Source organism: Streptomyces sp. So13.3, assembly GCF_005860785.2.
Taxonomy (GTDB): Bacteria; Actinomycetota; Actinomycetes; order Streptomycetales; family Streptomycetaceae; genus Actinacidiphila; species Actinacidiphila fildesensis.
This window is the reverse complement of record NZ_CP048835.1, coordinates 2296368-2316267: the sequence shown is the minus strand read 5'-3', so window position 1 is coordinate 2316267 and position 19900 is coordinate 2296368. Positions and strand designations below refer to the sequence as shown.

General features: G+C 72.4%; 22 protein-coding genes. 16 read left to right on the top strand and 6 right to left on the bottom strand.

Annotated features, from left to right (window positions below):
* Positions 1–34: 34 nt before the first annotated feature.
* The 3 genes from C8250_RS10490 to C8250_RS10480 all read left to right on the top strand — a co-directional run bounded on the left by C8250_RS10490 (position 35) and on the right by C8250_RS10480 (position 1430).
* Entirely contained in the window at positions 35–220 is a 186-nt protein-coding gene (locus C8250_RS10490) for a hypothetical protein (RefSeq protein ID WP_138353079.1), read from the top strand.
* Positions 221–283: 63 nt separating this feature from the next.
* Positions 284–826, top strand: coding sequence for an MOSC domain-containing protein (locus C8250_RS10485; RefSeq protein ID WP_138353080.1), 543 nt, complete (start codon positions 284–286; stop codon positions 824–826).
* 1 nt (position 827) lies between these two features.
* The gene (locus C8250_RS10480; RefSeq protein ID WP_138353081.1) at positions 828–1430 is read left to right on the top strand and encodes an NADAR family protein; all 603 of its coding nucleotides are present in this window, start codon (positions 828–830) and stop codon (positions 1428–1430) included.
* A gap of 3 nt (positions 1431–1433) precedes the next feature.
* Here C8250_RS10480 and C8250_RS10475 read toward each other — a convergent pair whose 3' ends face one another.
* On the bottom strand, positions 1434–2726 hold the full coding sequence (locus C8250_RS10475) for a DUF4032 domain-containing protein (RefSeq protein ID WP_138353082.1): 1293 nt from the start codon (positions 2724–2726) through the stop codon (positions 1434–1436).
* 137 nt (positions 2727–2863) lie between these two features.
* Here C8250_RS10475 and C8250_RS10470 point away from each other — a divergent pair, with 137 nt between their 5' ends.
* Positions 2864–4246 carry an FAD-dependent oxidoreductase gene (locus tag C8250_RS10470; RefSeq protein WP_138353083.1) on the top strand — a complete coding sequence of 461 codons (1383 nt, stop codon included), beginning with the start codon at positions 2864–2866 and terminating at the stop codon, positions 4244–4246.
* Between the two features lie 61 nt (positions 4247–4307).
* Here the strand turns inward: C8250_RS10470 and C8250_RS10465 are convergent, their stop codons facing one another.
* The gene (locus C8250_RS10465) at positions 4308–5252 is read right to left on the bottom strand and encodes a hypothetical protein (protein WP_244809807.1); all 945 of its coding nucleotides are present in this window, start codon (positions 5250–5252) and stop codon (positions 4308–4310) included.
* Positions 5253–5439: 187 nt separating this feature from the next.
* Between C8250_RS10465 and C8250_RS10460 the strand changes: the two genes are divergently transcribed.
* Positions 5440–5820, top strand: coding sequence for a deoxyxylulose-5-phosphate synthase (locus C8250_RS10460; RefSeq protein WP_138353085.1), 381 nt, complete (start codon positions 5440–5442; stop codon positions 5818–5820).
* 44 nt (positions 5821–5864) lie between these two features.
* Positions 5865–6170: a hypothetical protein gene (locus C8250_RS10455; protein WP_232485046.1), complete on the top strand. Its 306-nt coding sequence runs from the start codon at positions 5865–5867 to the stop codon at positions 6168–6170.
* Positions 6171–6192: 22 nt separating this feature from the next.
* On the opposite strand, the gene C8250_RS10450 is transcribed toward C8250_RS10455, so the two are convergent.
* Positions 6193–6732: a PadR family transcriptional regulator gene (locus tag C8250_RS10450; protein ID WP_138353129.1), complete on the bottom strand. Its 540-nt coding sequence runs from the start codon at positions 6730–6732 to the stop codon at positions 6193–6195.
* 124 nt (positions 6733–6856) lie between these two features.
* Here C8250_RS10450 and C8250_RS10445 point away from each other — a divergent pair, with 124 nt between their 5' ends.
* Complete coding sequence (locus C8250_RS10445; RefSeq protein ID WP_138353086.1) at positions 6857–7672, top strand: alpha/beta hydrolase; 816 nt, start codon at positions 6857–6859, stop codon at positions 7670–7672.
* On the opposite strand, the gene C8250_RS10440 is transcribed toward C8250_RS10445, so the two are convergent.
* Positions 7656–8255 (bottom strand): class I SAM-dependent methyltransferase, encoded by a 600-nt coding sequence (locus C8250_RS10440; protein WP_138353087.1) that lies wholly within the window; start codon positions 8253–8255, stop codon positions 7656–7658. The genes C8250_RS10445 and C8250_RS10440 overlap by 17 nt on opposite strands.
* Positions 8256–8268: 13 nt before the next feature.
* Between C8250_RS10440 and C8250_RS10435 the strand changes: the two genes are divergently transcribed.
* From C8250_RS10435 to C8250_RS10400, 8 genes are all read left to right on the top strand, one after another.
* Complete coding sequence (locus C8250_RS10435) at positions 8269–8604, top strand: YnfA family protein (protein WP_138353088.1); 336 nt, start codon at positions 8269–8271, stop codon at positions 8602–8604.
* Between the two features lie 135 nt (positions 8605–8739).
* The gene (locus C8250_RS10430) at positions 8740–9510 is read left to right on the top strand and encodes an MHYT domain-containing protein (protein WP_138353089.1); all 771 of its coding nucleotides are present in this window, start codon (positions 8740–8742) and stop codon (positions 9508–9510) included.
* Between the two features lie 296 nt (positions 9511–9806).
* The gene (locus tag C8250_RS10425) at positions 9807–12254 is read left to right on the top strand and encodes a nitrate- and nitrite sensing domain-containing protein (RefSeq protein WP_138353130.1); all 2448 of its coding nucleotides are present in this window, start codon (positions 9807–9809) and stop codon (positions 12252–12254) included.
* On the top strand, positions 12251–12670 hold the full coding sequence (locus C8250_RS10420; RefSeq protein WP_138353090.1) for a roadblock/LC7 domain-containing protein: 420 nt from the start codon (positions 12251–12253) through the stop codon (positions 12668–12670). The genes C8250_RS10425 and C8250_RS10420 overlap by 4 nt, the downstream gene beginning before the upstream one ends.
* Before the next feature lie 6 nt (positions 12671–12676).
* Positions 12677–13060 (top strand): DUF742 domain-containing protein, encoded by a 384-nt coding sequence (locus tag C8250_RS10415; RefSeq protein ID WP_138353091.1) that lies wholly within the window; start codon positions 12677–12679, stop codon positions 13058–13060.
* Complete coding sequence (locus C8250_RS10410) at positions 13041–13649, top strand: ATP/GTP-binding protein (RefSeq protein WP_138353092.1); 609 nt, start codon at positions 13041–13043, stop codon at positions 13647–13649. Before C8250_RS10415 ends, C8250_RS10410 begins: the two co-directional genes overlap by 20 nt.
* A 193-nt stretch (positions 13650–13842) precedes the next feature.
* On the top strand, positions 13843–14253 hold the full coding sequence (locus C8250_RS10405) for a roadblock/LC7 domain-containing protein (protein WP_138353093.1): 411 nt from the start codon (positions 13843–13845) through the stop codon (positions 14251–14253).
* A 133-nt stretch (positions 14254–14386) separates the two neighbouring features.
* Positions 14387–15475 (top strand): DUF6397 family protein, encoded by a 1089-nt coding sequence (locus tag C8250_RS10400; RefSeq protein WP_138353094.1) that lies wholly within the window; start codon positions 14387–14389, stop codon positions 15473–15475.
* A gap of 45 nt (positions 15476–15520) precedes the next feature.
* On the opposite strand, the gene C8250_RS10395 is transcribed toward C8250_RS10400, so the two are convergent.
* Together C8250_RS10395 and C8250_RS10390 are read right to left on the bottom strand one after the other, a co-directional pair.
* On the bottom strand, positions 15521–16387 hold the full coding sequence (locus C8250_RS10395) for an acyl-CoA thioesterase II (protein ID WP_138353095.1): 867 nt from the start codon (positions 16385–16387) through the stop codon (positions 15521–15523).
* A gap of 25 nt (positions 16388–16412) precedes the next feature.
* Positions 16413–18926 carry a DEAD/DEAH box helicase gene (locus C8250_RS10390; RefSeq protein ID WP_138353096.1) on the bottom strand — a complete coding sequence of 838 codons (2514 nt, stop codon included), beginning with the start codon at positions 18924–18926 and terminating at the stop codon, positions 16413–16415.
* A gap of 133 nt (positions 18927–19059) precedes the next feature.
* Here C8250_RS10390 and C8250_RS10385 point away from each other — a divergent pair, with 133 nt between their 5' ends.
* Positions 19060–19854: a metal-dependent hydrolase gene (locus C8250_RS10385; protein WP_138353097.1), complete on the top strand. Its 795-nt coding sequence runs from the start codon at positions 19060–19062 to the stop codon at positions 19852–19854.
* Positions 19855–19900: the final 46 nt, after the last annotated feature.

Sequence of the window (19900 nt, the reverse complement as noted above, 5' to 3'; positions counted from 1 at the left end):
AGCGCGGCATGTGCCGCGGACGGAGGCGGGGAAGATGTCCAATCGTGCGAAGCTCGCCATCGGCGGAGTGGGCATAGGGATCGTCCTGCTGATTCTGGGCGTCCCCTTCTGGCTCGCACTGCTGGTGGTCATCGGTGTTCCGGTGGCCGCGTATCTGACGCTCGATCCCTCGCAGCGGCGTCGGCTCAAGAGGATCTCCCGCCGGGAAATAGGCCGCTGACCTGCCCCTCGCCGAGAGTAGGGTGATCGTGGAATCATCCACCGGTCGAGGGGGCAACGGCTCATGGGCGGGACGGTCACGGCGGTCAGCCGCAGTGCGGAGCACCACTTCACCAAGCCGAACGAGGAGAGCATCCGGCTGCTCGCCGGTCTCGGTGTGGAGGGCGACGCCCACTTGGGCGTGACGGTCCAGCACCGGTCCCGCGTTGCCCAGGACCCGACACAGCCCAACCTGCGCCAGGTCCATCTGATCCACGCCGAGCTCTTCGACGAGCTGCGGACCGCCGGTTACGACGTCGCCCCCGGCGACCTGGGCGAGAACATCACCACCCGTCAGCTGGACCTGCTCGGCCTGCCGGTCGGCGCCCGGCTGCGGCTCGGTGCGGAGGCGGTCGTCGAGATCACCGGACTGCGCAACCCGTGCCTGCAGATCGAGCACTTCCGCACCGGCCTGCTCAAGGAAGTCGTCTTCCGCGACGAGGCGGGCGAGCTGATCCGCAGGGCAGGGATCATGGGCATCGTGCTCTCCGAGGGCGAGGTGCACCCCGGCGACCCGATCGAGGTCGAACTGCCCGAGGGCCCGCACCGGCCGCTGGAGCGTGTGTGACATGGCGGAAGCGGAAACGGCCGCCGGCGCCCGGTCCGTCGAGGACCTGATCGAGTACGCCCGGCTCGGCCGGCGCGTCAAGTACGTCCACTTCTGGGGCCATCAGCCGCAGCGCGACGGCAGCGTCGGCGCCGGTTGCTTCAGCCAGTGGTGGCCGTCGCCCTTCACCGTGAACGGCGTCGAGTACGCCACCGCCGAGCACTGGATGATGGCCGGCAAGGCCCGCCTCTTCGGCGACGCGGAGGCGGAGCGCGCCGCCGTGACGGCCGTTCACCCCAAGGCCGCCAAGGCCGCGGGGCGTTCGGTGCGCGGTTTCGACGACGCGACCTGGCAGCGGGAGCGCTTCGAGCTCGTCGTCGAGGGCAGCGTGGCCAAGTTCGGGCAACACCCCGAACTACGCGACTACTTGCTCGGCACGAACGAGCGGGTGCTCGTCGAGGCCAGTCCGCTCGACCGGATCTGGGGCATCGGACTGGCCGGCGACGACGAACGCGCCCAGGACCCGGCCCGCTGGCGCGGCCTCAACCTGCTCGGCTTCGCGCTCATGGAGGCCCGCACCCGGCTCGCGGCGGATCCGGCGCACCCGTCGGACGCTCGGACCTGACGGCTACGGGCCGGTGACGGGGGCGCTGCCGTCACCGTTCCCGTCGTCGGTCTCCGCCTCGGTGGCGGCGGGCCCGAGATGGCCGGCCGCCGACCGGCCGGCGGCCGCGACGCGTACGTAGTCCTCGATGGCGGCGTCGAGACCCACGTCGTGCTGGGCCTGCTCGGACAGGAACCAGCGGTGCTCCAGGAGCTCGTGGAACACCTGGGCGGTGTCCAGGGAGGCCCGCAGCTCCTGCGGGACCGCCCGGACCGTCGGCCGGAAGACCTCGCGGACCCAGCGGTGCGCGAGGACCTCAGGACGCGCGCCGAGCGGGTCGCCCGGCGTGTAGTCGTCCTGCGAGGCCATCCAGGTCTCCAGGTCGTTCAGGAGGCTGCGCGCCTGGTTCTCCTCGGCGTCCATGCCGGTCAGCCGCAGCAACTGCCGCTGGTGGTGGCCCGCGTCGACGACCTTGGGGAGGAACGTGACGGCGTCGCCGTCCGGCGACCGCTGGATCTGCATCTCGGCCACGTCGAAGCCGAGTTCGTTCAGGCGGCGGATGCGCCGGTCGATGTAGTGCCGCTTGCCGACCGGATAGACCGACTCCCGGGTCAGCTCGTGCCACAGTTCCTCGTACCGGTCGGCGATCGCCTGGCCGAACAGGACCGGGTCGACCGACGGGTGCAGCGAGCCGCCCGCCTCCAGGTCCATCAGCTCGCCCGAGATGTTCACCCGGGCGACCTCGATGTCGTACTCGCGCTGCCCGCGCGTCAGCTTCGGCTGGATCTGGCCGGTCTCGGCGTCCACCAGATAGGCGGCGTACGCTCCGGCGTCCCGCCGGAAGAGCGTGTTGGAGAGGCTGCAGTCGCCCCACGCGAAGCCGGTCAGATGCAGCCGGACCAGCAGCACGGCCAGGGCGTCGAGGAGCCTGCTGACGGTGCCGGGCCGCATCGTCGTCTCGAACATCGACCGGTAGGGCAGCGAACCGTTGAGGTGCCGGGTGATCAGTACCGGCTCCAGCGGCTCCCCGTCCGCGTTGGTGCGGCCGGTCACCACCGCGACCGGGTCGACCGCGGGTATCGCCATCCGGTCGAGATCGCGCAGCAGCCCGTACTCGCGCACGGCGGCCCACTCGCCGACCTCCTTCACCGCGACGACCTCGTCGCCGGCGCGGGCGAACCGCACCACGTGGCGCGAGATGCCGCGCGGCAGGGCGACCAGGTACTCGTCGGGCCACTCCTCCAGCGGGATGCCCCAGGGCAGGTCGAGGAGGGCCGCCGGGTGTTCGGGCGCGGTCGCGGTGATCTGCAGCTCCATGACGCACCAGTGTGCGGCAGCCTCGGCGCGCCCGGACAGGCGGGTCGGGGAAACTCTCGGGGGCCGGGTTCCGTTGAGTGATCATGCGGTGGCGCGGGTCGCGGTGGCCGCGGAGGCTGACAAGGAGCGTGGGAGACATGGCGGAACGACTGGTCGTCATCGGCGGGGACGCGACAGGGATGTCGGCCGCCTCGCAGGCACGCCGGCGCCGGGGCCCCGACGACCTGGAGATCATCGCCTTCGAGCGCGGTCATCACACGTCCTACTCGGCCTGCGGCATCCCGTACTGGATCGGTGGCGAGGTCGACGGGGCGGACGCGCTGGTCGCGCGGACCGCCGCCGAGCACCGCGAGCGCGGGATTGACCTGCGGCTCGGCACCGAGGCCGTCGGGATCGACCTCGACCGGCGGCGGGTGCGCACCCGGGAAGTGGCGGGCGGCGCCGAGTCCTGGACCGGGTTCGACCAGCTCGTCATCGCCACCGGCGCCGTCCCCACCCGGCCGCGGATTCCCGGCATCGACGCGGACGGGGTGCACGGCGTGCAGACCCTGGACGACGGTGAGGCCGTGCTGCGCACCCTGGAACGCGGCGACGCACGGCGGGCCGTGGTCGTCGGAGGCGGCTACATCGGCGTCGAGATGGCCGAGGCCATGATCCGCCGCGGGCTGGAGGTCACCATGGTCGACCGGGGCGAGCAGCCGATGTCCACGCTCGACCCCGACATGGGCCGGCTCGTGCGCGCGGCGATGGAGGGCATGGGCATCGAGGTGGTGTCCGGCGCGGAGGTGCGCAAGGTGCTCACCGGGGACGACGGCCGGGTGCGGGCGGTCGCGACCGAGGACGCCGAGTACCCGGCCGACGTCGTGGTGCTCGGGCTCGGCGTCCGGCCCAACACCGCGCTCGCCCGGGACGCGGGCCTCGCCCTCGGCGAGCACGACGGGCTGCTCACCGACCTGGCGATGCGGGTGCACGGCGCTGAGGGCGTCTGGGCCGGCGGCGACTGCGTCGAGGTCCTCAACCTGGTCTCCGGCACCCACCAACACATCGCGCTGGGCACGCACGCGAACAAGCACGGACGGGTCATCGGCATCAACATCGGCGGCGGGTACGCCACCTTCCCCGGCGTCGTCGGTACCGCCGTCAGCAAGGTCTGCGACGTCGAGATCGCCCGCACCGGTCTGAAGGAGTCGCAGGCGCGGGCCGCGGGGCTGCGCTTCGTCACCGCCGTCATCGAGTCCAGCAGCCGGGCCGGTTACTACCCGGGAGCCGCGACCATGACGGTCAAGATGCTCGCGGAACTCCGCACAGGGCGGCTGCTCGGTCTGCAGATCGTCGGACGCGAGGGCGCGGCCAAGCGCGTCGACATCGGCGCCGTCGCCCTCACCGCGGGCATGACCGTCGACGGGATGACAGCGCTCGACCTCGGCTACGCGCCGCCGTTCTCTCCCGTCTGGGACCCGGTGCTGGTCGCGGCGCGCAAGGCCGCCGACAAGGTGGAGGCGGAACTGCGGGGGCACTGAGGTGCTGGTTGAGGGCGCTGGAGTATCGATATATCGATGCCGATGGGGCGGCTCGGTGCGCTCAGACGGGCCGGGCGGCCAGTCGGTCCAGCGCGTCCAGCAGGGCCGGCAGCGCCGGGCCGCGCCGGACCGGATGGACCTCGCCCGGTTCCTCGTCGAGGAGTACGAACGCCATGTCGTCGGTCCGCGCCACCAGGCTCCAACCGGGCCCGTCCGCGCGCACCGCTCCATGGGCGGCCCGGACGCGTCCGGGCGGCGGCGGTGAGCTGAGATACGCCTCCGCGCTCTCCAGCGCCCGGCGCACGCCAGCATGGTGCACGGCCAGGGCCACGGTCCCGGCGTCGTCGCTCCCGACCGCGTCGTCCGTGGCGTCCTCGTCGGCGGAGGCGTTGCCCGTGGCGTCCTCGTCCGTAGGGGCCTCGTCGGTAGCGGCTTCGGCATCGGGCGCCGCGTCCGGTGCGGTCGCCTCACCGGTCGCCTCGTCACCGGCCGTCGCGTCGCCGGGCGCTCCGTCCTCGGGCGCCGGAGCGTCCTCGGTCGTTGCTTCGTCCCCGGCCGCCACCTCGTCGACGGCGTCATCGGTGAGCTGTTCGCGCCAGGCCCACCACCGCAGTGCGATCTCGTCCGCGCCCAGCCGCCGTTGCGCCCCGCCCCAGGTCTCCAGGTCGGGCGGTGCCAGTGGCGGCCGGCCGCCCTCCTCCTCCGACGGATCGTGCGGATCGGGCACACCCGGCGCGGCGACCGCCACCGGCAGCGGCCAGCCCGGCAGGGCCGCGGCGACGTAGCGCTCGTCCGGTGAGAGGTCGTACTCCAGCCCGCAGTCCCAGGCCGCCAGCGCGCACGCGACCAGGGCCGTGTCGGTGATCGCGACGGTCCACCGGGCCCCGCCGCCGTCCTGTCCGAAGAGCAGACCGTAACCGTCCCGCGCCGGCTCCAGGCCGAGCACCTCGCAGGCCTGCGGGTAGTCGTCGGCGAGCACGCTCGGGAATTGCGCCGGCGTCAGCATCGCCGCCGTGAGCACGAACAACGCGTCGTCGTCCTGCTGCGTGTAGTCGTCCGTATCGGTCACGGGGCCCCTCCCTCTCTTCGGTCCGCGCACCTTAACCAGCGGGTAACGTCCGCGTCGATAGCGGGGCCCGCCCGGAGGAAAAACCGCTCGGAACGGAGGCGCGGCGCCCCTTACCCTGCGGGGTATGGGTGTCCACCGCACGCACTACGTCTGCCTCCCGTGCCGCGCCTCCTACAAGCAGGAGTACGGGCCGGAGCGGGCCCGGCGCTGCCCGCGCTGCGCGGCCGGGCTGATCCACGCCGGCTCCGCGTTCGCGGCGCCCCGCCGGAGCGACGCCCCGGCATGGCGGGCACTCACCGTGCTCCTCACCGCGGGGGTCGGATTCCACACGTCCTGCTGCGGCGGTCCCGGCTTCCGTCCGCGGACCCCGCGCGAGGTGCGCGAACGCCTGGCGCACGCGGCCGCCACCGGCGAACCCGTGGTGCGCGCCCTGACCCGCTACGACCTCTCCTTCACCGACCGCCGTCCCGGTAAGCCGGGTTCCCGCCCGCTGCAGCGGAGATAACCCAGGGGAGAGCGCGGACTCGGCGACGGGGAGAGGTGATTGACATGCCCGGCCTGCTGCACAGGATCGGCGACGTGTTCAGACTGCCGGTGCGAGCACCCGACCCGGCGGGTCCCGGCGACCGGGCCCCGCTGGAGCACAACCTGTTCGACGCGGCCGCGACCTATGTGGTGGCCTGCATCGCCGACGACCAGGACCGGATCGACGAGGCCGTGGGCCGAGTCGCCCCGGACGCCCTGATGTTCGGCGTCAACGAGCTCGCGCAGCGCGCGGTGCTGACGCTGGCCCGGGAACACGGAACCGAGCCGGAGATCATGGCCCGCACCTTGCTCGGCCTGCCCGCGGCGTAGGGCCGGTCCGGGGCCGTTCCCGCTACTTCGCGCCCGGATCGTCGCCCAGTTCCGTCAACGTGCCGCGCAGCCAGTCCAGTTCGGCGCGGCTGGTGGCGCGGGCGATGGTGAGGACGCCCCTGCGGTAGGGATCGTCGAGCTCCTCGGCCCGCACCGGCCGGTCGCCGTCGTAGAAGAAGCTGGCGGGCTGCTCCAGGAAGGCGAGCCGGCGGCGGAGCACCGCGGCTTCCTGGCGGGCGTCGTCGAGGTGGCGCAGGAACGCGAGGAGGGTGAACCAGCGGTTCTCGTCGCTCAGATCGAGCTCCGCGGGCTCGGCCAGCCGCCGCCGCAGTTCGGTGCGGCCCTCGGCGGTGAGGGTGAGGACATGGCGGGGAGCGGCGACCGCGCCGGGCTGTGTCTCCCGCCGGAGCCAGCCCGCCTTCTCCAGTCGTTTGATGGCCGGATACAGGGTGCTCTCGGCGACGGGCTTGACGTGCCCGGTGAGGGCGGCGATGCGTTTGCGCAGCTCATAGCCGTGCAGTGAGGCGTCGTACAGAAAACCGAGGATCGCGAGCTCCAGCATGAGGGCATTCTCCCGCATCGTCACGCGCAGCGGTGTACATCGATAGCGCTATACATCGGCACCGATGTATAGTCGCATCGTCCGGTGGACGCGTTGTCCGGCGCAGACGAAGGGGAGTCAGATCATGCGGCAGACGGAATTCGGGCCGGCGGCACAGGGAGCGGCCGGTACGGCGGAGGAGCGGCGGCCGTTCATCCGCTGGACGGAGGCGGCCGGCAACGGCCCCGCGCGGGTGTACCTGCATGGACTCGGCTCGGCCTCCGGGCCGTACTTCGCCCATGTCGCGGCGCATCCGGCGCTCGCCGGCCGGCACTCGCTCTTCGTCGATCTGCCCGGATTCGGGATCAGCGACCGGCCCGCGGACTTCGGCTACTCGCTGGAGGAGCATGCCGACGCGGTCGCCGCGGTCCTGGAAGCGGCCGGTGTGAGCGGCGCCGAGGTCGTCGGGCACAGCATGGGCGGCGCGGTCGCGATCGTCCTGGCGCACCGCCGCCCGGACCTGGTGGCCCGGCTGGTGCTCGCCGAGGCCAACCTCGACCCGAACCCGCCGGTCGGAGCCGGCAGCAGCGGTATCGCGCGGTACGAGGAGCGGGAGTTCGTGGACGGCGGTGGATTCGCCGCCGTGCTGGAGCGGGTGGGCCCGATCTGGGGAGCCACGATGCGGCTCGCCGACCCGGTGGCGCTGCACCGCACCGCCACCCGGCTGGCGCGGGGCAGCGAACCCACGATGCGGACGATGCTGCTGGCCATGGACATCCCCCGCACCTTCCTGGTGGGGGAGTTGAGCCCGGACGTCGACGGCCGGGCGGAACTGGTGGCTGCGGGTGTCGGGGTCGAGACGGTGGCGGCCGCCGGTCACAACATGATGTTCGACAACCCCGAGGCGTTCGCCGCGGTGATCGCCGGGGCCGGTTCGGCAGCGGTCAGTTCACCCGCGTAGCCACGGCCAGGTACCGGTCCTCGGAGTCGTCGTACACCGTCAGCTCCCAGCCCGCGTCGGTCAGCAGCGGGGGGAGGTTGGGCTTCGCGCGGACGTCGTCCTCGTGCAGCTCATGGCCGCGCCGGGCGGCGAGCGCGGCGCGGCCGATCGGGTGGAAGAGCGCGAGCCGGCCGCCGGGCCGGGTGACCCGGGCGAACTCGCGCAGCCCGGCCGCCGCGTCCGGCAGATGGTGCAGCAGCCCGGCGGCGAAGACGGCGTCCAGGCAGGCGTCGCGCAGCGGAAGACGGGCGCTGTCCGCCTCGATCAGCGCGCCGGAACGGTGGCGGCCGAGCGCGGTCGCCTCGTGCAGCATCTCCGGGGTCAGATCGGCGCCGATCACGGTGCCCGCCGGGCCGACGGCGGCTCGCAGCGGGGGCAGTGCGCGGCCGGTGCCGCAGCCCACGTCGAGGGCCGACCGGCCGGCTCGCAGGCCCAGTTCCGCGACGGCCGCCGCGTAGGCGGGACCGTCGTCGGGGAAGCGCTTCTCCCAGCCCACGGCCTTGGCGGCGAAGAATTCGCGGACTCGTTCACGTTCGGTCTCCATGCATCATGTTCGCATGATCACGCTGCGTTCCGCCGCTCTGTTCGTCCTTGCCGCACTGCTGGAGATCGGCGGTGCCTGGCTGATCTGGCAGGGCGTCCGCGAGCACCGCGGCTGGGCCTGGACGGTCGCGGGTGTGGTGGCCCTCGGGTGCTACGGGTTCGTCGCGACCCTGCAGCCGGACGCCGAGTTCGGACGGATCCTGGCCGCGTACGGCGGTGTGTTCGTCGCCGGTTCGCTCGTGTGGGGGATGGTGGCCGACGGCTACCGGCCCGACCGGTTCGACGTGGTGGGGGCGGTGGTCTGCCTGGTGGGAGTGGGCGTCATCATGTATGCGCCACGCAGTGGCTGAAACGTCCCGCCTGCGCGCACGTTCGAGCGTTGCGCGATCGTTCGGGGCCGGATCAGCGTACGAGACGGTCAATAACCGTCGGGTTCCGAACTGCCCGAAGGACTGCGAACATCACGGGGCTAGCGTCCCGGACCCATGGGACACATGGACCAAGCCGGCTTCGGCTGGCTGACCCCGACGCTGTCGTACGTGATGGCCTGCGTGGGCTCGACGCTCGGCCTGCGCTGCACCGTACGGGCGCTCGGCGCGACCGGCCGCTCCCGGCGCAACTGGCTGCTGACCGCGGCCAGCGCGCTCGGCACCGGCATCTGGACGATGCACTTCGTCGCGATGCTCGGCTTCCGGGTCTCCGGCACCGAGATCCGCTACAACGTGCCGCTGACCGTCCTGAGCCTGCTGATCGCCGTCGCCGTCGTGGGCGTCGGTGTGTTCATCGTCGGCTACGGGCGGGGCCGCATCCGTTCCCTGCTGGCGGGGGGCCTGGCCACCGGACTCGGCGTCGCCGCCATGCACTACGTCGGGATGGCGGCCCTGCGGCTGCACGGCACCATCGGCTACGACCCGGTGCGCGTCATGCTGTCCGTACTGATCGCGCTGGCCGCCGCCACCGCCGCGCTGTACGCGGCGCTGACGGTGCACCGGCCGGTCGTCGTGGCCGGGGCGTCGCTGGTGATGGGCGCGGCGGTGAGCAGCATGCACTACACGGGGATGTTCGCCGTGCGGGTGACGGTCCTTCCGTCGTCCGAGGTGCTGCCGGGCGCGAGTGCCACCGCGTTCCTCTTCCCCCTGGTGGTCGGCCTCGGCTCGTACCTCTTCCTGACGTCGGCGTTCGTCGCGCTCTCCCCGAGCGCCCGTGAAAGCGCCGCCTCCGCGTCGGCCCAGTCGCTGCAGGAGGGTGCGGCGTGAGCGCTCCGCGCGGCCGCCGCGCGCATGCCGGACCGCCCGCCGACGAGCGGATGTCACCGCTGGCCCTGGCCGCGGGCGCACCCCGGGCGGGGGGTTCCGGGGGTCCGGATGTCCCGTCGTGGACGGATGGGGATGCGGACGCGCCTGCCGGGGTGAACGTTTCCGCCGGAGCGAACGTTTCTGCCGGGACCGGTGGTCCGCGACGGCCCGGGGCAGGGCCGCCGGTTCGGTCGCGGTTCGTCCCGGGGCTGGTGCTGCGGCCGAGGACGGTGCGGGCGAAGATCGTCTCCATCCTCATGGTGCCCGTCGTGTCGCTGATGGCCCTGTGGGCCTTCGCCGCCGTCAACGCCGCCCAGGACGTCTCCGGCCGGCTGCGCACGCAGCAGGTCGAGAAGGAGGTCAGCGGCCCCGTCGCCGCCTCCGTCACCGCTCTGCAGGCCGAACGCCGCGCCGCCGCCCTGTACCTGGCCGCCCCGACCGCCGCCCGCGCGGCGCAGCTCGACAGCGCCGCCGCCACCACCGACCGGACGGCCGGCGCGCTGCGGCAGGGGAGCAGCCACACGATCGCCGACGGCATCGGGCTGCCCTCGGACGTCGCGCCCCGGCTGCGGACGTTCATCGACGGCGTGACCGGGCTGCGCGCGCTGCGGGCACGGGTCACGGCCCGCAGCGCCGGCTGGGACGAGACGTACCGCGGCTACTGCGACGCGATCGAGAACGCCTTCTCCGCCATCGGCGTACTGACCGCCGGCTCCGACCCGGTCCTGACCTCCGGCAGCCGTGTCGCCCTGGAGTTCGGGCGGGCGGGCGAGATGCTCGCCCGTGAGGACGCCCTGATCTCCGTCGCGGAACTCACCGGCACCCTGGACGGCCCGCGCTACCGCGACTTCACCGGTGCCGTACAGGCCCGGCGGCTGCTGCTCGACGCCTCGGCCGGTGACCTGGGGGGCGGCGGCCGCTCGTCCTGGGAGAGGCTGAGCGGCTCCGCACCGTACAGCGCACTGCTCGGCGTGGAGGACGGGGTGCTGCGCGCCGACCCAGGGCCGCGCGCCGCGGCCGCCGCGCCCGCGGGCACCTGGACGGCGGCCTCCGGACCGGTCATCGGCGGACTGCGCGCCATCGACAACCCGGCGGGCGGCGCGGCGACCGTCTCGTCCGGCACCGACCCGATCATCCGGGGGCTGGCGAGCACCTCCGGTGCGGCGGTGCTGCTCGGCCTGCTCGCCGTCATCGTCTCGCTGATCGTCTCGGTGCGGATCGGGCGCGCCCTGGTCACCGAACTCGTCGAACTGCGCAACACCGCACTGGAACTCGCCCGCCGCAAGCTGCCGTCCGCCATGCGCCGGCTGCGCGCGGGCGAGGAGATCGACCTGGACGCCGAGGCGCCGCAGGGCACCCATGGCGCGGACGAGATCGGCCAGGTCGGCGAGGCGCTGCGGACCGTCCACCGTGCCGCGCTCACCGCCGCCGTCGAACGCGCCGAGCTGCTCAGCGGCGTCACGGGGGTCTTCGTCAACCTCGCGCGCCGCAGCCAGGTCCTCGTCCACCGCCAACTCGCGCTGCTGGACAGCATGGAGCGGCGTACGGAGGACCCCGGCGAGCTGGAGGACCTGTTCCGGCTCGACCACCTCACCACCCGCATGCGCCGGCACGCCGAAGGCCTGATCATCCTGTCCGGCGCGGCCCCTGGCCGGGCCTGGCGCCGGCCGGTGCCCCTGCAGAACGTGGTGCGGGCCGCGGTCGCCGAGGTGGAGGACTACGCGCGCGTCGAGGTGCGGCGGCTGCCGCAGGCCGCCGTCATCGGCGGCGCGGTCGCCGACCTCACCCACCTGATCGCCGAACTCGTCGAGAACGCCACCCAGTTCTCGCCGCCGCACACCAAGGTGCGGATCAGCGGTGAACAGGTCGGCAACGGATATGTGCTGGAGGTCGAGGACCGCGGGCTGGGCATGGGCGGCGGGGCGCTCGAAGAGGCCAACCGGCGGATCGCCCGCGCCCAGGCACTGGACCTGTTCGACAGCGACCGGCTCGGGCTGTTCGTGGTGAGCAGGCTCGCCGCCCGGCACGACGTCAAGGTCTCGCTGCGCCCGTCCCCGTACGGCGGGACGACGGCCGTCGTGCTGCTGCCCACCGCGCTCATCGAGCGCTACGTTCCCGACCCGGCCCCCGCCCGCCGCGCCGCCGAGCGCAACCGCGCCCAGCGCGCCCACCGCGAGGACCCGGTCGTCGTCCGGCCGCTTCCGTCGCGGAACGGTGCGGAGTCGCGGAACGGCAGGGCGTTGGAGAACGGGAAGGCGTCGGGAAACGGTAGAGCTTTCGGGAACGGCAAGGGGCTGGGGAACGGCGACGAGCGGGACGACGGGTCCGCGGAGCCGGTCGTGGTCCGCGGGTCCGCCGCCTCGTCCGCGCATCCGCCGCCGGGTCCGGACGGCCCTGCCGGCCCTGCCGGTCCTGCCGCACCGGCCGCCCCCGTGGGTCCGGCGGCGAACGGCACCGCGCACGGCGACGACGATCTGCCGCGCCGGGTACGGAAGGCGAACCTCGCCCCGCAACTGCTGGAGCGACCCGCTCCGGAGCGGGACGGCCATGCGCCGGGCAACGGGTCGGACGGTGAGTCGGAGGACGCGGGCGGGCGTACTCCTGAGCAGATCCGCGCCATCATGACCGCGTACCGCAGCGGTTGGGCGCGCGGCGGTGGCCGTCCGGCCGGCCGCCCGGCGTCGAACGAGGGAGACCCGGCATGATCGAGGCGAACCGTTCCGGCCGGCTGGACTGGCTGCTGGACGAGCTGACGGACCGGGCGGCCGGGGTGCGGCACGCCGTGGTCCTGTCCAACGACGGTCTGGCGGTGGGCGCCTCACGGGCGCTGAGCCGCGAGGACGCCGAGCATCTGGCGGCGGTCGCGTCCGGATTCCACAGCCTCGCCAAGGGCGCCGGCCGGCATTTCGCCGCCGGTGACGTACGGCAGACCATGGTCGAACTGGACGGCGGCTTCCTCTTCGTGGCCGCCGCGGGCGAGGGGTCGTGCCTCGCGGTCTTCGCGACCGCCGGGGCCGACGTCGGGCTGGTCGCCTACGAGATGGCCCGGCTCGTCAAACAGGTCGGCGAGCATCTGCGGACGCCCGCCCGGCCGGACTCCGACACCACGGCAGGCGGCTGAGCACGGATGGACGGCCGCTGGTACGACGACGAGGCGGGCCCGATGGTCCGTCCCTACGCCCTGACCGGCGGCCGGACCCGGGGAGACGGCGGCAGCGCGCATCTCGACCTGATCGCGCAGGTCGTCGCCGAACCGGGCGCGGAGCCCGGCGCCGCAGGCGACCCGGCCCTGGCCCCGGAACACGGCACGATCCTCGCCCTGTGCCGGACCGACCCGCTGTCGGTCGCGGAGATCGCGGCCGACTCCGACCTGCCGGTGGGCGTCGTACGCGTCCTGCTGGGCGACCTGCTCACGCTGGGATGGGTCCGGGTGCGCCGGCCGGTGGCGCCCGCCGAACTTCCCGGCGAAGACATTCTGCGAGAGGTGATCGATGGACTTCGGGCGCTCTGAGCAACCGGGCAGGCGTGATGAGCCCGCGCTGGCGTTGAAGATTCTGGTCGCGGGCGGCTTCGGGGTCGGCAAGACCACCCTGGTGGGAGCCGTCAGCGAGATCCGGCCGCTGCGCACCGAGGAATCGCTCAGCGAGGCGGGCCGGGGAGTGGACGACACCGGTGGGGTGGAACGCAAGACCACCACCACGGTCGCCATGGACTTCGGGCGGATCACGATCCGGGCGGGGCTGTCGCTCTATCTCTTCGGCACCCCTGGGCAGGATCGTTTCTGGTTTCTGTGGGACGAGCTGTCCCACGGCGCGCTGGGCGCCGTCGTGCTGGCCGACACCCGCCGGCTGGAGGACTGCTTCCCCGCAGTCGACTTCTTCGAGCACCGCGGCATCCCCTTCGCGGTCGGCGTCAACTGCTTCTCCGGCGCGCGCTCCTACCGGCCCGAGGACGTCTCACGGGCCCTGGACCTGACGGAGGGGACGCCGGTCGTGCTGTGCGACGCGCGGGACCGTGAATCCGGCAAGGACGTGCTCATCGCCCTGGTCGAGCACGCCGAACGGATGCACGCCGAGCGTCAGCTGCGACGGGTCGGCTGACGGGACCCACCGGTGGGGCCGCTGATGGGGGTTATTGGTGAGGTCTGTTGGTGGGGGCTGTTGGTGAGGGCGGGCAGGCCATCCCGGTGGGGCCCGCTGCCGGATAGCGATGCCGGTCGTGACCCGATGGGGACTTGCCGTAGCGCGCTGTTCAGGACAGTCTCGTACCGCAGTCGATACGGGGAGGCCGGGAATGACGGTGGGCAATGGACTCGCATGGCTGTTGGACGACCTGACGGAGCGGGTGCCGCATGTGCAGCACGCGCTCGTACTGTCCAACGACGGCCTGGTGACCGGGGCCAGCGGCAGTCTGGACCGGCCGACGGCCGAGCATCTGGCGGCCGTTTCGTCCGGGTTCCACAGCCTTGCGAAGGGTGCCGGCCGGCAGTTCCGGGTCGGTGGAGTGCGCCAGACGATGGTGGAGTTCGACGAGGGCTACCTCTTCGTGACCGCGGCCGGCGACGGCAGTTGTCTGTCGGTGCTGAGCGGTATGGAGGCCGACGTCGGGCAGGTCGCCTATGAGATGACGCTGCTCGTGCACCGGGTGGGCGAGCACCTCGGGGTCGCGCCCCGGCAGCCAGGGATCACGCCTACCGGAGGGTGAGCCTGCGGGCCGTTGATGTTTGCTGCCGCAGGCGGTGTGCCGGTGGGGGCGGAGTTATCCACAGGCCACGTGGTTGGGTCATCGGGCTGCGCTACATTCGTCACTGTCAGTAGTCGAGGCGGTGGGGGAAGTCATGGTGGTACGGGAGTCACTCGCGGTCGGGGTCGCCGTCGCAGCGGCAGCGGCAGCGGCAGTCGGTAAGGAATCGCCTGCGGGCGGGGCGCCGGCGGGCGAAGCGCTCGGGATGAACCGGGCCAGGGAAGAACTGGAACTGGAAACGGGGGAGTTCGAGCTGGCCGTCCAGCTCGGCGAGGTCCGGGCCGTACCGGCCGGGCCGGGCCGCAGGCGCGTCATGCGCGAGGAGGTCGACCGGCTGCGAGCGGCCGAGGGCTTCCCGCAGGCGCTGCGCGACCGGCTGCGCGTGGTCGGCAGCGGCGATGGAGCGGAGCTCATCGGGGTCAGCCGCGACCGCTTCGTCAAGCTGGCGAAGGGCGGCTTCATCCGGCCGGTCCGCTGGTACGTCAACCGCTACCGGGCCGTCGTCTGGATGTATCTGGCCGACGAGATCGGGCAGTACGCCCGGGACCATCCTGAAGCGCTGCACGGCAGGCTGCCGGTAACGCTGCGTGGCGCTCTGGATGACGGCGCGGACCACCGGGCACGTGGCTGGCGGGCCCGCAGGGCCGGGCAGTTGGTGCGGGACGCGGCCGACGCCTGGGAGGAGGCGGCGGTCTGGGCGGCGCTGCTCGGCACCGACGGCGCGGCCGAGGTGGTGCCGGATCTGTACGAACGGGCCTATCTGCGCAGGTTGCGGTCCGGTCTGCCACCGGGCAGGCCCGGAGAGTTCGCCTCCCGTGAACTGATCGACGCGGCGGTCACCGCGGACCATCCGGACGAGATCGCCCTGGCCCGGCTCTCCCTGGCCGAGGCTCTCGACCGCGCCCGGCAGGCCCGTCCGGCCCCCCGCCCGGCACCGGCCGCGGAGCGGGAGCCACGCCCGGCCCCTGCAGTGGGACCGGAGCCGGAGCCGGGGCCGGGTCCCGAGCACGAACCCGACCACGAACCCGAGCGCGAACCGCAGTTGCGGCCGCGGCCGGAACCTGCGCCGGAGCCGTGTTCCGAGCGTGGGCCGGAGCCGCGCCCGCGCCGGGGCTGGCGGTTGCAGCGGCCCGGGGACAGCGCGGGGACCCGCCGCCGGAAGAAGCTGTTCCGGCGTCCCTGAACGGCGGCGCCTGCTGCCGCCTGCCGCCGCCGCGTGGGGTGCTGGTCAGCCGCCGATCTTGCGGAAGAGCCCTTCCTGCATCACGGAGACCAGCAGCCGGCCCGAGCGGTCGTAGATCTGGCCGCGGGCCAGGCCGCGGGCGCCGGTCGCGATCGGGGACTCCTGCTCGTAGAGGAACCACTCGTCGGTGCGGAAGGGGCGGTGGAACCACATCGCGTGGTCGAGGGAGGCCATGTCGAAGCCGCGGGGGCCCCACAGCGGTTCGACCGGTACCCGCACCGCGTCGAGCAGCATCATGTCGCTCGCGTACGTGAGCGCGCACGTGTGCACCAGCGGATCGTCGCCCAGCGGTCCCACCGCGCGCATCCACACCGCGCTGCGCGGTTCGGCGCCCTCGATCTCCTCGGGCGTCCAGCGCAACCGCTCGACGTAGCGGATGTCGAACGGCTGGCGGCGGGCCATCCGCTCCAGCGACTCGGGCAGTACCCCCAGATGCTCGCGCAGCTCGTCGCCCAGCTTCGGGAGACTCTCGGGCTCGGGTACATCGGGCATCGGGATCTGGTGCTCGAAGCCCGGTTCCGGCTGATGGAAGGAGGCGGTCAGATTGAAGATCGTGCGACCCTGCTGGATCGCCACCACCCGCCGGGTGGTGAACGACCGGCCGTCACGCACCCGTTCGACCTGGTACACGATCGGCACACCCGGCCGGCCGGGCCGCAGGAAGTACGCGTGCAGCGAGTGCACCGGCCGCTCGCCGTCCGTGGTGCGGCCGGCCGCGACCAGTGCCTGCCCCGCGACCTGCCCGCCGAACACCCGCTGCAGCCGCTCCTCGGGGCTGCGGCCGCGGAAGATGTTCTCCTCGATCCGCTCCAGGTCGAGCAGATCCACCAGCCGCTCGGCGGGGTTGGTCATCGGAACTCCCTCGTGTCGTGCCCGGTCACAGCTCGCCGACGGTCGTCACACGGATGATCGCCCGGCCCTCCTCGTCGGAAGCTGCCAGATCGACCTCGGCGGAGATACCCCAGCCATGGTCGCCGTTGGGGTCCGCGAACGTCTGGCGGACCCGCCAGAGCGCGTGCTCCGGCTGCTCCTCGATCTGCAGCAGCTTCGGGCCGCGGGCGTCGGGGCCGGTGCCCAGGTCGTCGTACTCGTCCCAGTACGCGTCCATCGCCTCCGCCCACGCGTCGGCGTCCCAGCCCGACTCGGCGTCCAGCTCGGCCAGCACGTTGTACTTCTCCAGCGCCGCCAGCTCGACCCGGCGGAACATGGCGTTGCGCACCAGCACCCGGAAGGCTCGGGCGTTGGCGGTGACCGGCTTGACCTGGTCGGCGCGTTCGGCGGCCTGCTCGGCCGTCTCGACCTCGGGGTTGGCGAGCTGCTCCCACTCGTCCAGCAGGCTGGAGTCGACCTGGCGCACCAGCTCGCCGAGCCACGCGGTCAGGTCCTGGAGGTCCTCGGACTTCAGATCGTCCGGGACGGTGTGTTCCAGGGCCTTGTACGCGCCCGCCAGGTAGCGCAGCACGATCCCCTCGGTGCGGGCCAGTTCGTAGTGCGAGGTGAACTCGGAGAACGTCATGGCGCGCTCGTACATGTCGCGCACGATCGACTTGGGGGACAGCGGGTGGTCGCCCACCCACGGGTGGCTCTGCCGGTAGATGCCGTAGGCGTGGGAGAGCAGTTCCTCCAGCGGCTTGGGGTACGTGACCTCCTGCAGCCGCTCCATCCGCTCCTCGTACTCGACCCCGTCGGCCTTCATCAGCCCGATCGCCTCACCGCGCGCCTTGTTCTGCTGCGCGGCCAGGATCTGGCGGGGGTCGTCGAGCGTGGACTCGACGACGGAGACCATGTCCAGGGCGTACGACGGCGACTCCTTGTCGAGCAGCTCGAAGGAGGCCAGCGCGAACGTCGACAGTGGCTGGTTCAGCGCGAAGTCCGACTGGAGGTCGACGGTGAGCCGGACGATGCGGCCCTCCGCGTCCGGTTCGGCCAGCCGCTCCACGACGCCGCCCGCCTCGAGGGAACGGTAGATGGCGATGGCCCGCCGGATGTGCCGCAGCTGGTTGCGCCGCGACTCGTGGTTGTCCTCCAGCAGGTGCCGCATCGCCTCGAAGGCGTTGCCCGGCCGGGCGATCACCGACAGCAGCATGGTGTGGGTGACCCGGAAGCGGGAGGTGAGCGGCTCGGGGTCGGAGGCGATCAGCTTCTCGAAGGTCGCGTCGGACCAGTTGACGAAGCCCTCGGGAGCCTTCTTGCGGACCACCTTGCGGAGCTTCTTCGGGTCGTCCCCGGCCTTGGCGACGGCCTTCTTGTTCTCGATGACGTGCTCGGGCGCCTGCGCGACGACGAAGCCCGCGGTGTCGAACCCGGCACGGCCGGCCCGCCCGGCGATCTGGTGGAACTCCCGGGCCCGCAGGGTGCGGACCCGTGTGCCGTCGTACTTCGTCAGGGCGGTGAAGAGCACGGTCCTGATCGGCACGTTGACGCCGACACCGAGGGTGTCAGTACCGCAGATGACCTTCAGCAGGCCCGCCTGCGCGAGCTTCTCCACCAGCCGCCGGTACTTCGGCAGCATGCCCGCGTGGTGCACGCCGATGCCGTGCCGGACGAACCGGGAGAGATTGCGGCCGAAGGTGGTGGTGAAGCGGAAATTGCCGATCAGGTCGGCGATGGCGTCCTTCTCGGCGCGTGTGCACATGTTGATGCTCATCAGTGCCTGCGCCCGCTCGACGGCCGCCGCCTGGGTGAAGTGCACGATGTAGACGGGCGACTGCCGGGTCTCCAGCAGCTCCGTCAGCGTCTCCGTCAGTGGTGTCGTCACGTACTCGTAGGAGAGCGGCACCGGCCGGGTCGCGGAACGCACGACGGTCGTCGGGCGTCCCGTGCGGCGGGTGAGGTCCTCCTCGAAGCGGGACATGTCGCCGAGGGTCGCGGACATCAGCACGAACTGGGCCTGCGGAAGCTCCAGCAGCGGGATCTGCCAGGCCCAGCCGCGGTCCGGTTCCGCGTAGAAGTGGAACTCGTCCATGACGACCTGGCCGACATCGGCGTTCCGGCCGTCGCGCAGCGCTATCGAGGCGAGCACCTCGGCCGTGCAGCAGATGACCGGTGCGTCCGCGTTCACCGAGGCGTCGCCGGTCAGCATGCCGACGTTCTCGGTGCCGAAGAGCTTGCAGAGGTCGAAGAACTTCTCCGACACCAGCGCCTTGATCGGAGCGGTGTAGAAGGTGACCTGGTCCTTCGCCAGCGCGGCGAAGTGCGCCCCCGCCGCGACCAGGCTCTTCCCGGAGCCGGTCGGGGTCGAAAGGATCACGTTCGCCCCGGAGACGACCTCGATCAGCGCCTCCTCCTGAGCGGGGTAGAGGGTGATGCCCTGGCTCTCCGCCCAGGTCGAGAAGGCTTCGTACAGGGCATCGGGGTCGGCCTCGGGAGGCAGCTGATCAATGAGGGTCACCCCACCATCTTGCCTGGCTTCGGGCCCCGCGGCGGAACCGGCGGTAATACGGAAGATCGCCAACGGTATGGTGTGCCGTCGACTGGGCGTCAACTCCGCCTGCGGGCGGGCCGAAAGGGGCGGGGCACCACACATGATGGGACCGGCACATTCACTTTCCGGAGCGGCGGCATGGCTGGGGGTGGGGGCGGGCGCGGCCGCGCTCGACCACCCCATGCCGTGGCCGACGCTTGTCGTCGGCGCCCTGATCTGCGCCGGCGCCGCTCTCGCTCCGGACCTGGACCACAAGGCGGCGACCATATCGCGTGCTTTCGGGCCCATCTCCAAAGCGCTGTGCGAGATCATCGACAAGCTGTCGTACGCCACCTACAAGGCCACCCGTATGAAGGGCGACCCGCGCCGTACCGGCGGCCACCGCACCCTGACGCACACCTGGCTGTGGGCCGCCCTGATCGGCGGCGCCTGCTCGGCGGCGGCGCTCTTCGGCGGGCGCTGGGCGGTGCTCGGCATCCTCTTCGTCCATATGGTGCTGGCCGTCGAGGGTCTGCTGTGGCGCCAGGCCCGTGCCTCCAGCGATGTGCTGGTCTGGCTTCTCGGGGCGACCGGCGCCTGGGTCCTGGCCGATGTCCTGGACGACCCGGGCAACGGCAAGGACTGGCTCTTCACCGAGCCCGGCCAGCACTATCTGTGGATCGGCATCCCGATCGTGCTGGGCTCGCTCGTGCACTGCATCGGCGACGCCCTGACCGTGTCCGGCTGCCCGATCCTGTGGCCCATCCCGATAGGCCGCAAGCGCTGGTACCCGATGGGGCCGCCGAAGTTCATGCGGTTCCGGGCCGGCAGCTGGGTCGAGATCAAGGTGCTCACCCCGGCGTTCTTCCTGCTCGGTGGAGTCGGGGCACTGGGCGCTCTGGGCTTCCTCGGCTGACGCCCCCGGTTCCGTGCCCGCCGCCGAGCAGGCGGCGGGCACGGAA

What these genes read in the sequence shown, in the direction of transcription:
- C8250_RS10385 (WP_138353097.1), top strand. Translation starts at nt 19,060, where the DNA reads ATGATGGGACCGGCACATTCACTTTCCGGAGCGGCGGCATGGCTGGGG.
- C8250_RS10420 (WP_138353090.1), top strand. Translation starts at nt 12,251, where the DNA reads ATGATCGAGGCGAACCGTTCCGGCCGGCTGGACTGGCTGCTGGACGAG.
- C8250_RS10410 (WP_138353092.1), top strand. Translation starts at nt 13,041, where the DNA reads ATGGACTTCGGGCGCTCTGAGCAACCGGGCAGGCGTGATGAGCCCGCG.
- C8250_RS10440 (WP_138353087.1), bottom strand. Translation starts at nt 8,255, where the DNA reads ATGGAGACCGAACGTGAACGAGTCCGCGAATTCTTCGCCGCCAAGGCC.
- C8250_RS10445 (WP_138353086.1), top strand. Translation starts at nt 6,857, where the DNA reads ATGCGGCAGACGGAATTCGGGCCGGCGGCACAGGGAGCGGCCGGTACG.
- C8250_RS10460 (WP_138353085.1), top strand. Translation starts at nt 5,440, where the DNA reads ATGGGTGTCCACCGCACGCACTACGTCTGCCTCCCGTGCCGCGCCTCC.
- C8250_RS10405 (WP_138353093.1), top strand. Translation starts at nt 13,843, where the DNA reads ATGACGGTGGGCAATGGACTCGCATGGCTGTTGGACGACCTGACGGAG.
- C8250_RS10470 (WP_138353083.1), top strand. Translation starts at nt 2,864, where the DNA reads ATGGCGGAACGACTGGTCGTCATCGGCGGGGACGCGACAGGGATGTCG.
- C8250_RS10465 (WP_244809807.1), bottom strand. Translation starts at nt 5,252, where the DNA reads ATGCTGACGCCGGCGCAATTCCCGAGCGTGCTCGCCGACGACTACCCG.
- C8250_RS10485 (WP_138353080.1), top strand. Translation starts at nt 284, where the DNA reads ATGGGCGGGACGGTCACGGCGGTCAGCCGCAGTGCGGAGCACCACTTC.
- C8250_RS10400 (WP_138353094.1), top strand. Translation starts at nt 14,387, where the DNA reads ATGGTGGTACGGGAGTCACTCGCGGTCGGGGTCGCCGTCGCAGCGGCA.
- C8250_RS10415 (WP_138353091.1), top strand. Translation starts at nt 12,677, where the DNA reads ATGGACGGCCGCTGGTACGACGACGAGGCGGGCCCGATGGTCCGTCCC.
- C8250_RS10480 (WP_138353081.1), top strand. Translation starts at nt 828, where the DNA reads ATGGCGGAAGCGGAAACGGCCGCCGGCGCCCGGTCCGTCGAGGACCTG.
- C8250_RS10490 (WP_138353079.1), top strand. Translation starts at nt 35, where the DNA reads ATGTCCAATCGTGCGAAGCTCGCCATCGGCGGAGTGGGCATAGGGATC.
- C8250_RS10395 (WP_138353095.1), bottom strand. Translation starts at nt 16,387, where the DNA reads ATGACCAACCCCGCCGAGCGGCTGGTGGATCTGCTCGACCTGGAGCGG.
- C8250_RS10430 (WP_138353089.1), top strand. Translation starts at nt 8,740, where the DNA reads ATGGGACACATGGACCAAGCCGGCTTCGGCTGGCTGACCCCGACGCTG.
- C8250_RS10425 (WP_138353130.1), top strand. Translation starts at nt 9,807, where the DNA reads ATGGTGCCCGTCGTGTCGCTGATGGCCCTGTGGGCCTTCGCCGCCGTC.
- C8250_RS10455 (WP_232485046.1), top strand. Translation starts at nt 5,865, where the DNA reads ATGCCCGGCCTGCTGCACAGGATCGGCGACGTGTTCAGACTGCCGGTG.
- C8250_RS10450 (WP_138353129.1), bottom strand. Translation starts at nt 6,732, where the DNA reads ATGCTGGAGCTCGCGATCCTCGGTTTTCTGTACGACGCCTCACTGCAC.
- C8250_RS10475 (WP_138353082.1), bottom strand. Translation starts at nt 2,726, where the DNA reads ATGGAGCTGCAGATCACCGCGACCGCGCCCGAACACCCGGCGGCCCTC.
- C8250_RS10435 (WP_138353088.1), top strand. Translation starts at nt 8,269, where the DNA reads ATGATCACGCTGCGTTCCGCCGCTCTGTTCGTCCTTGCCGCACTGCTG.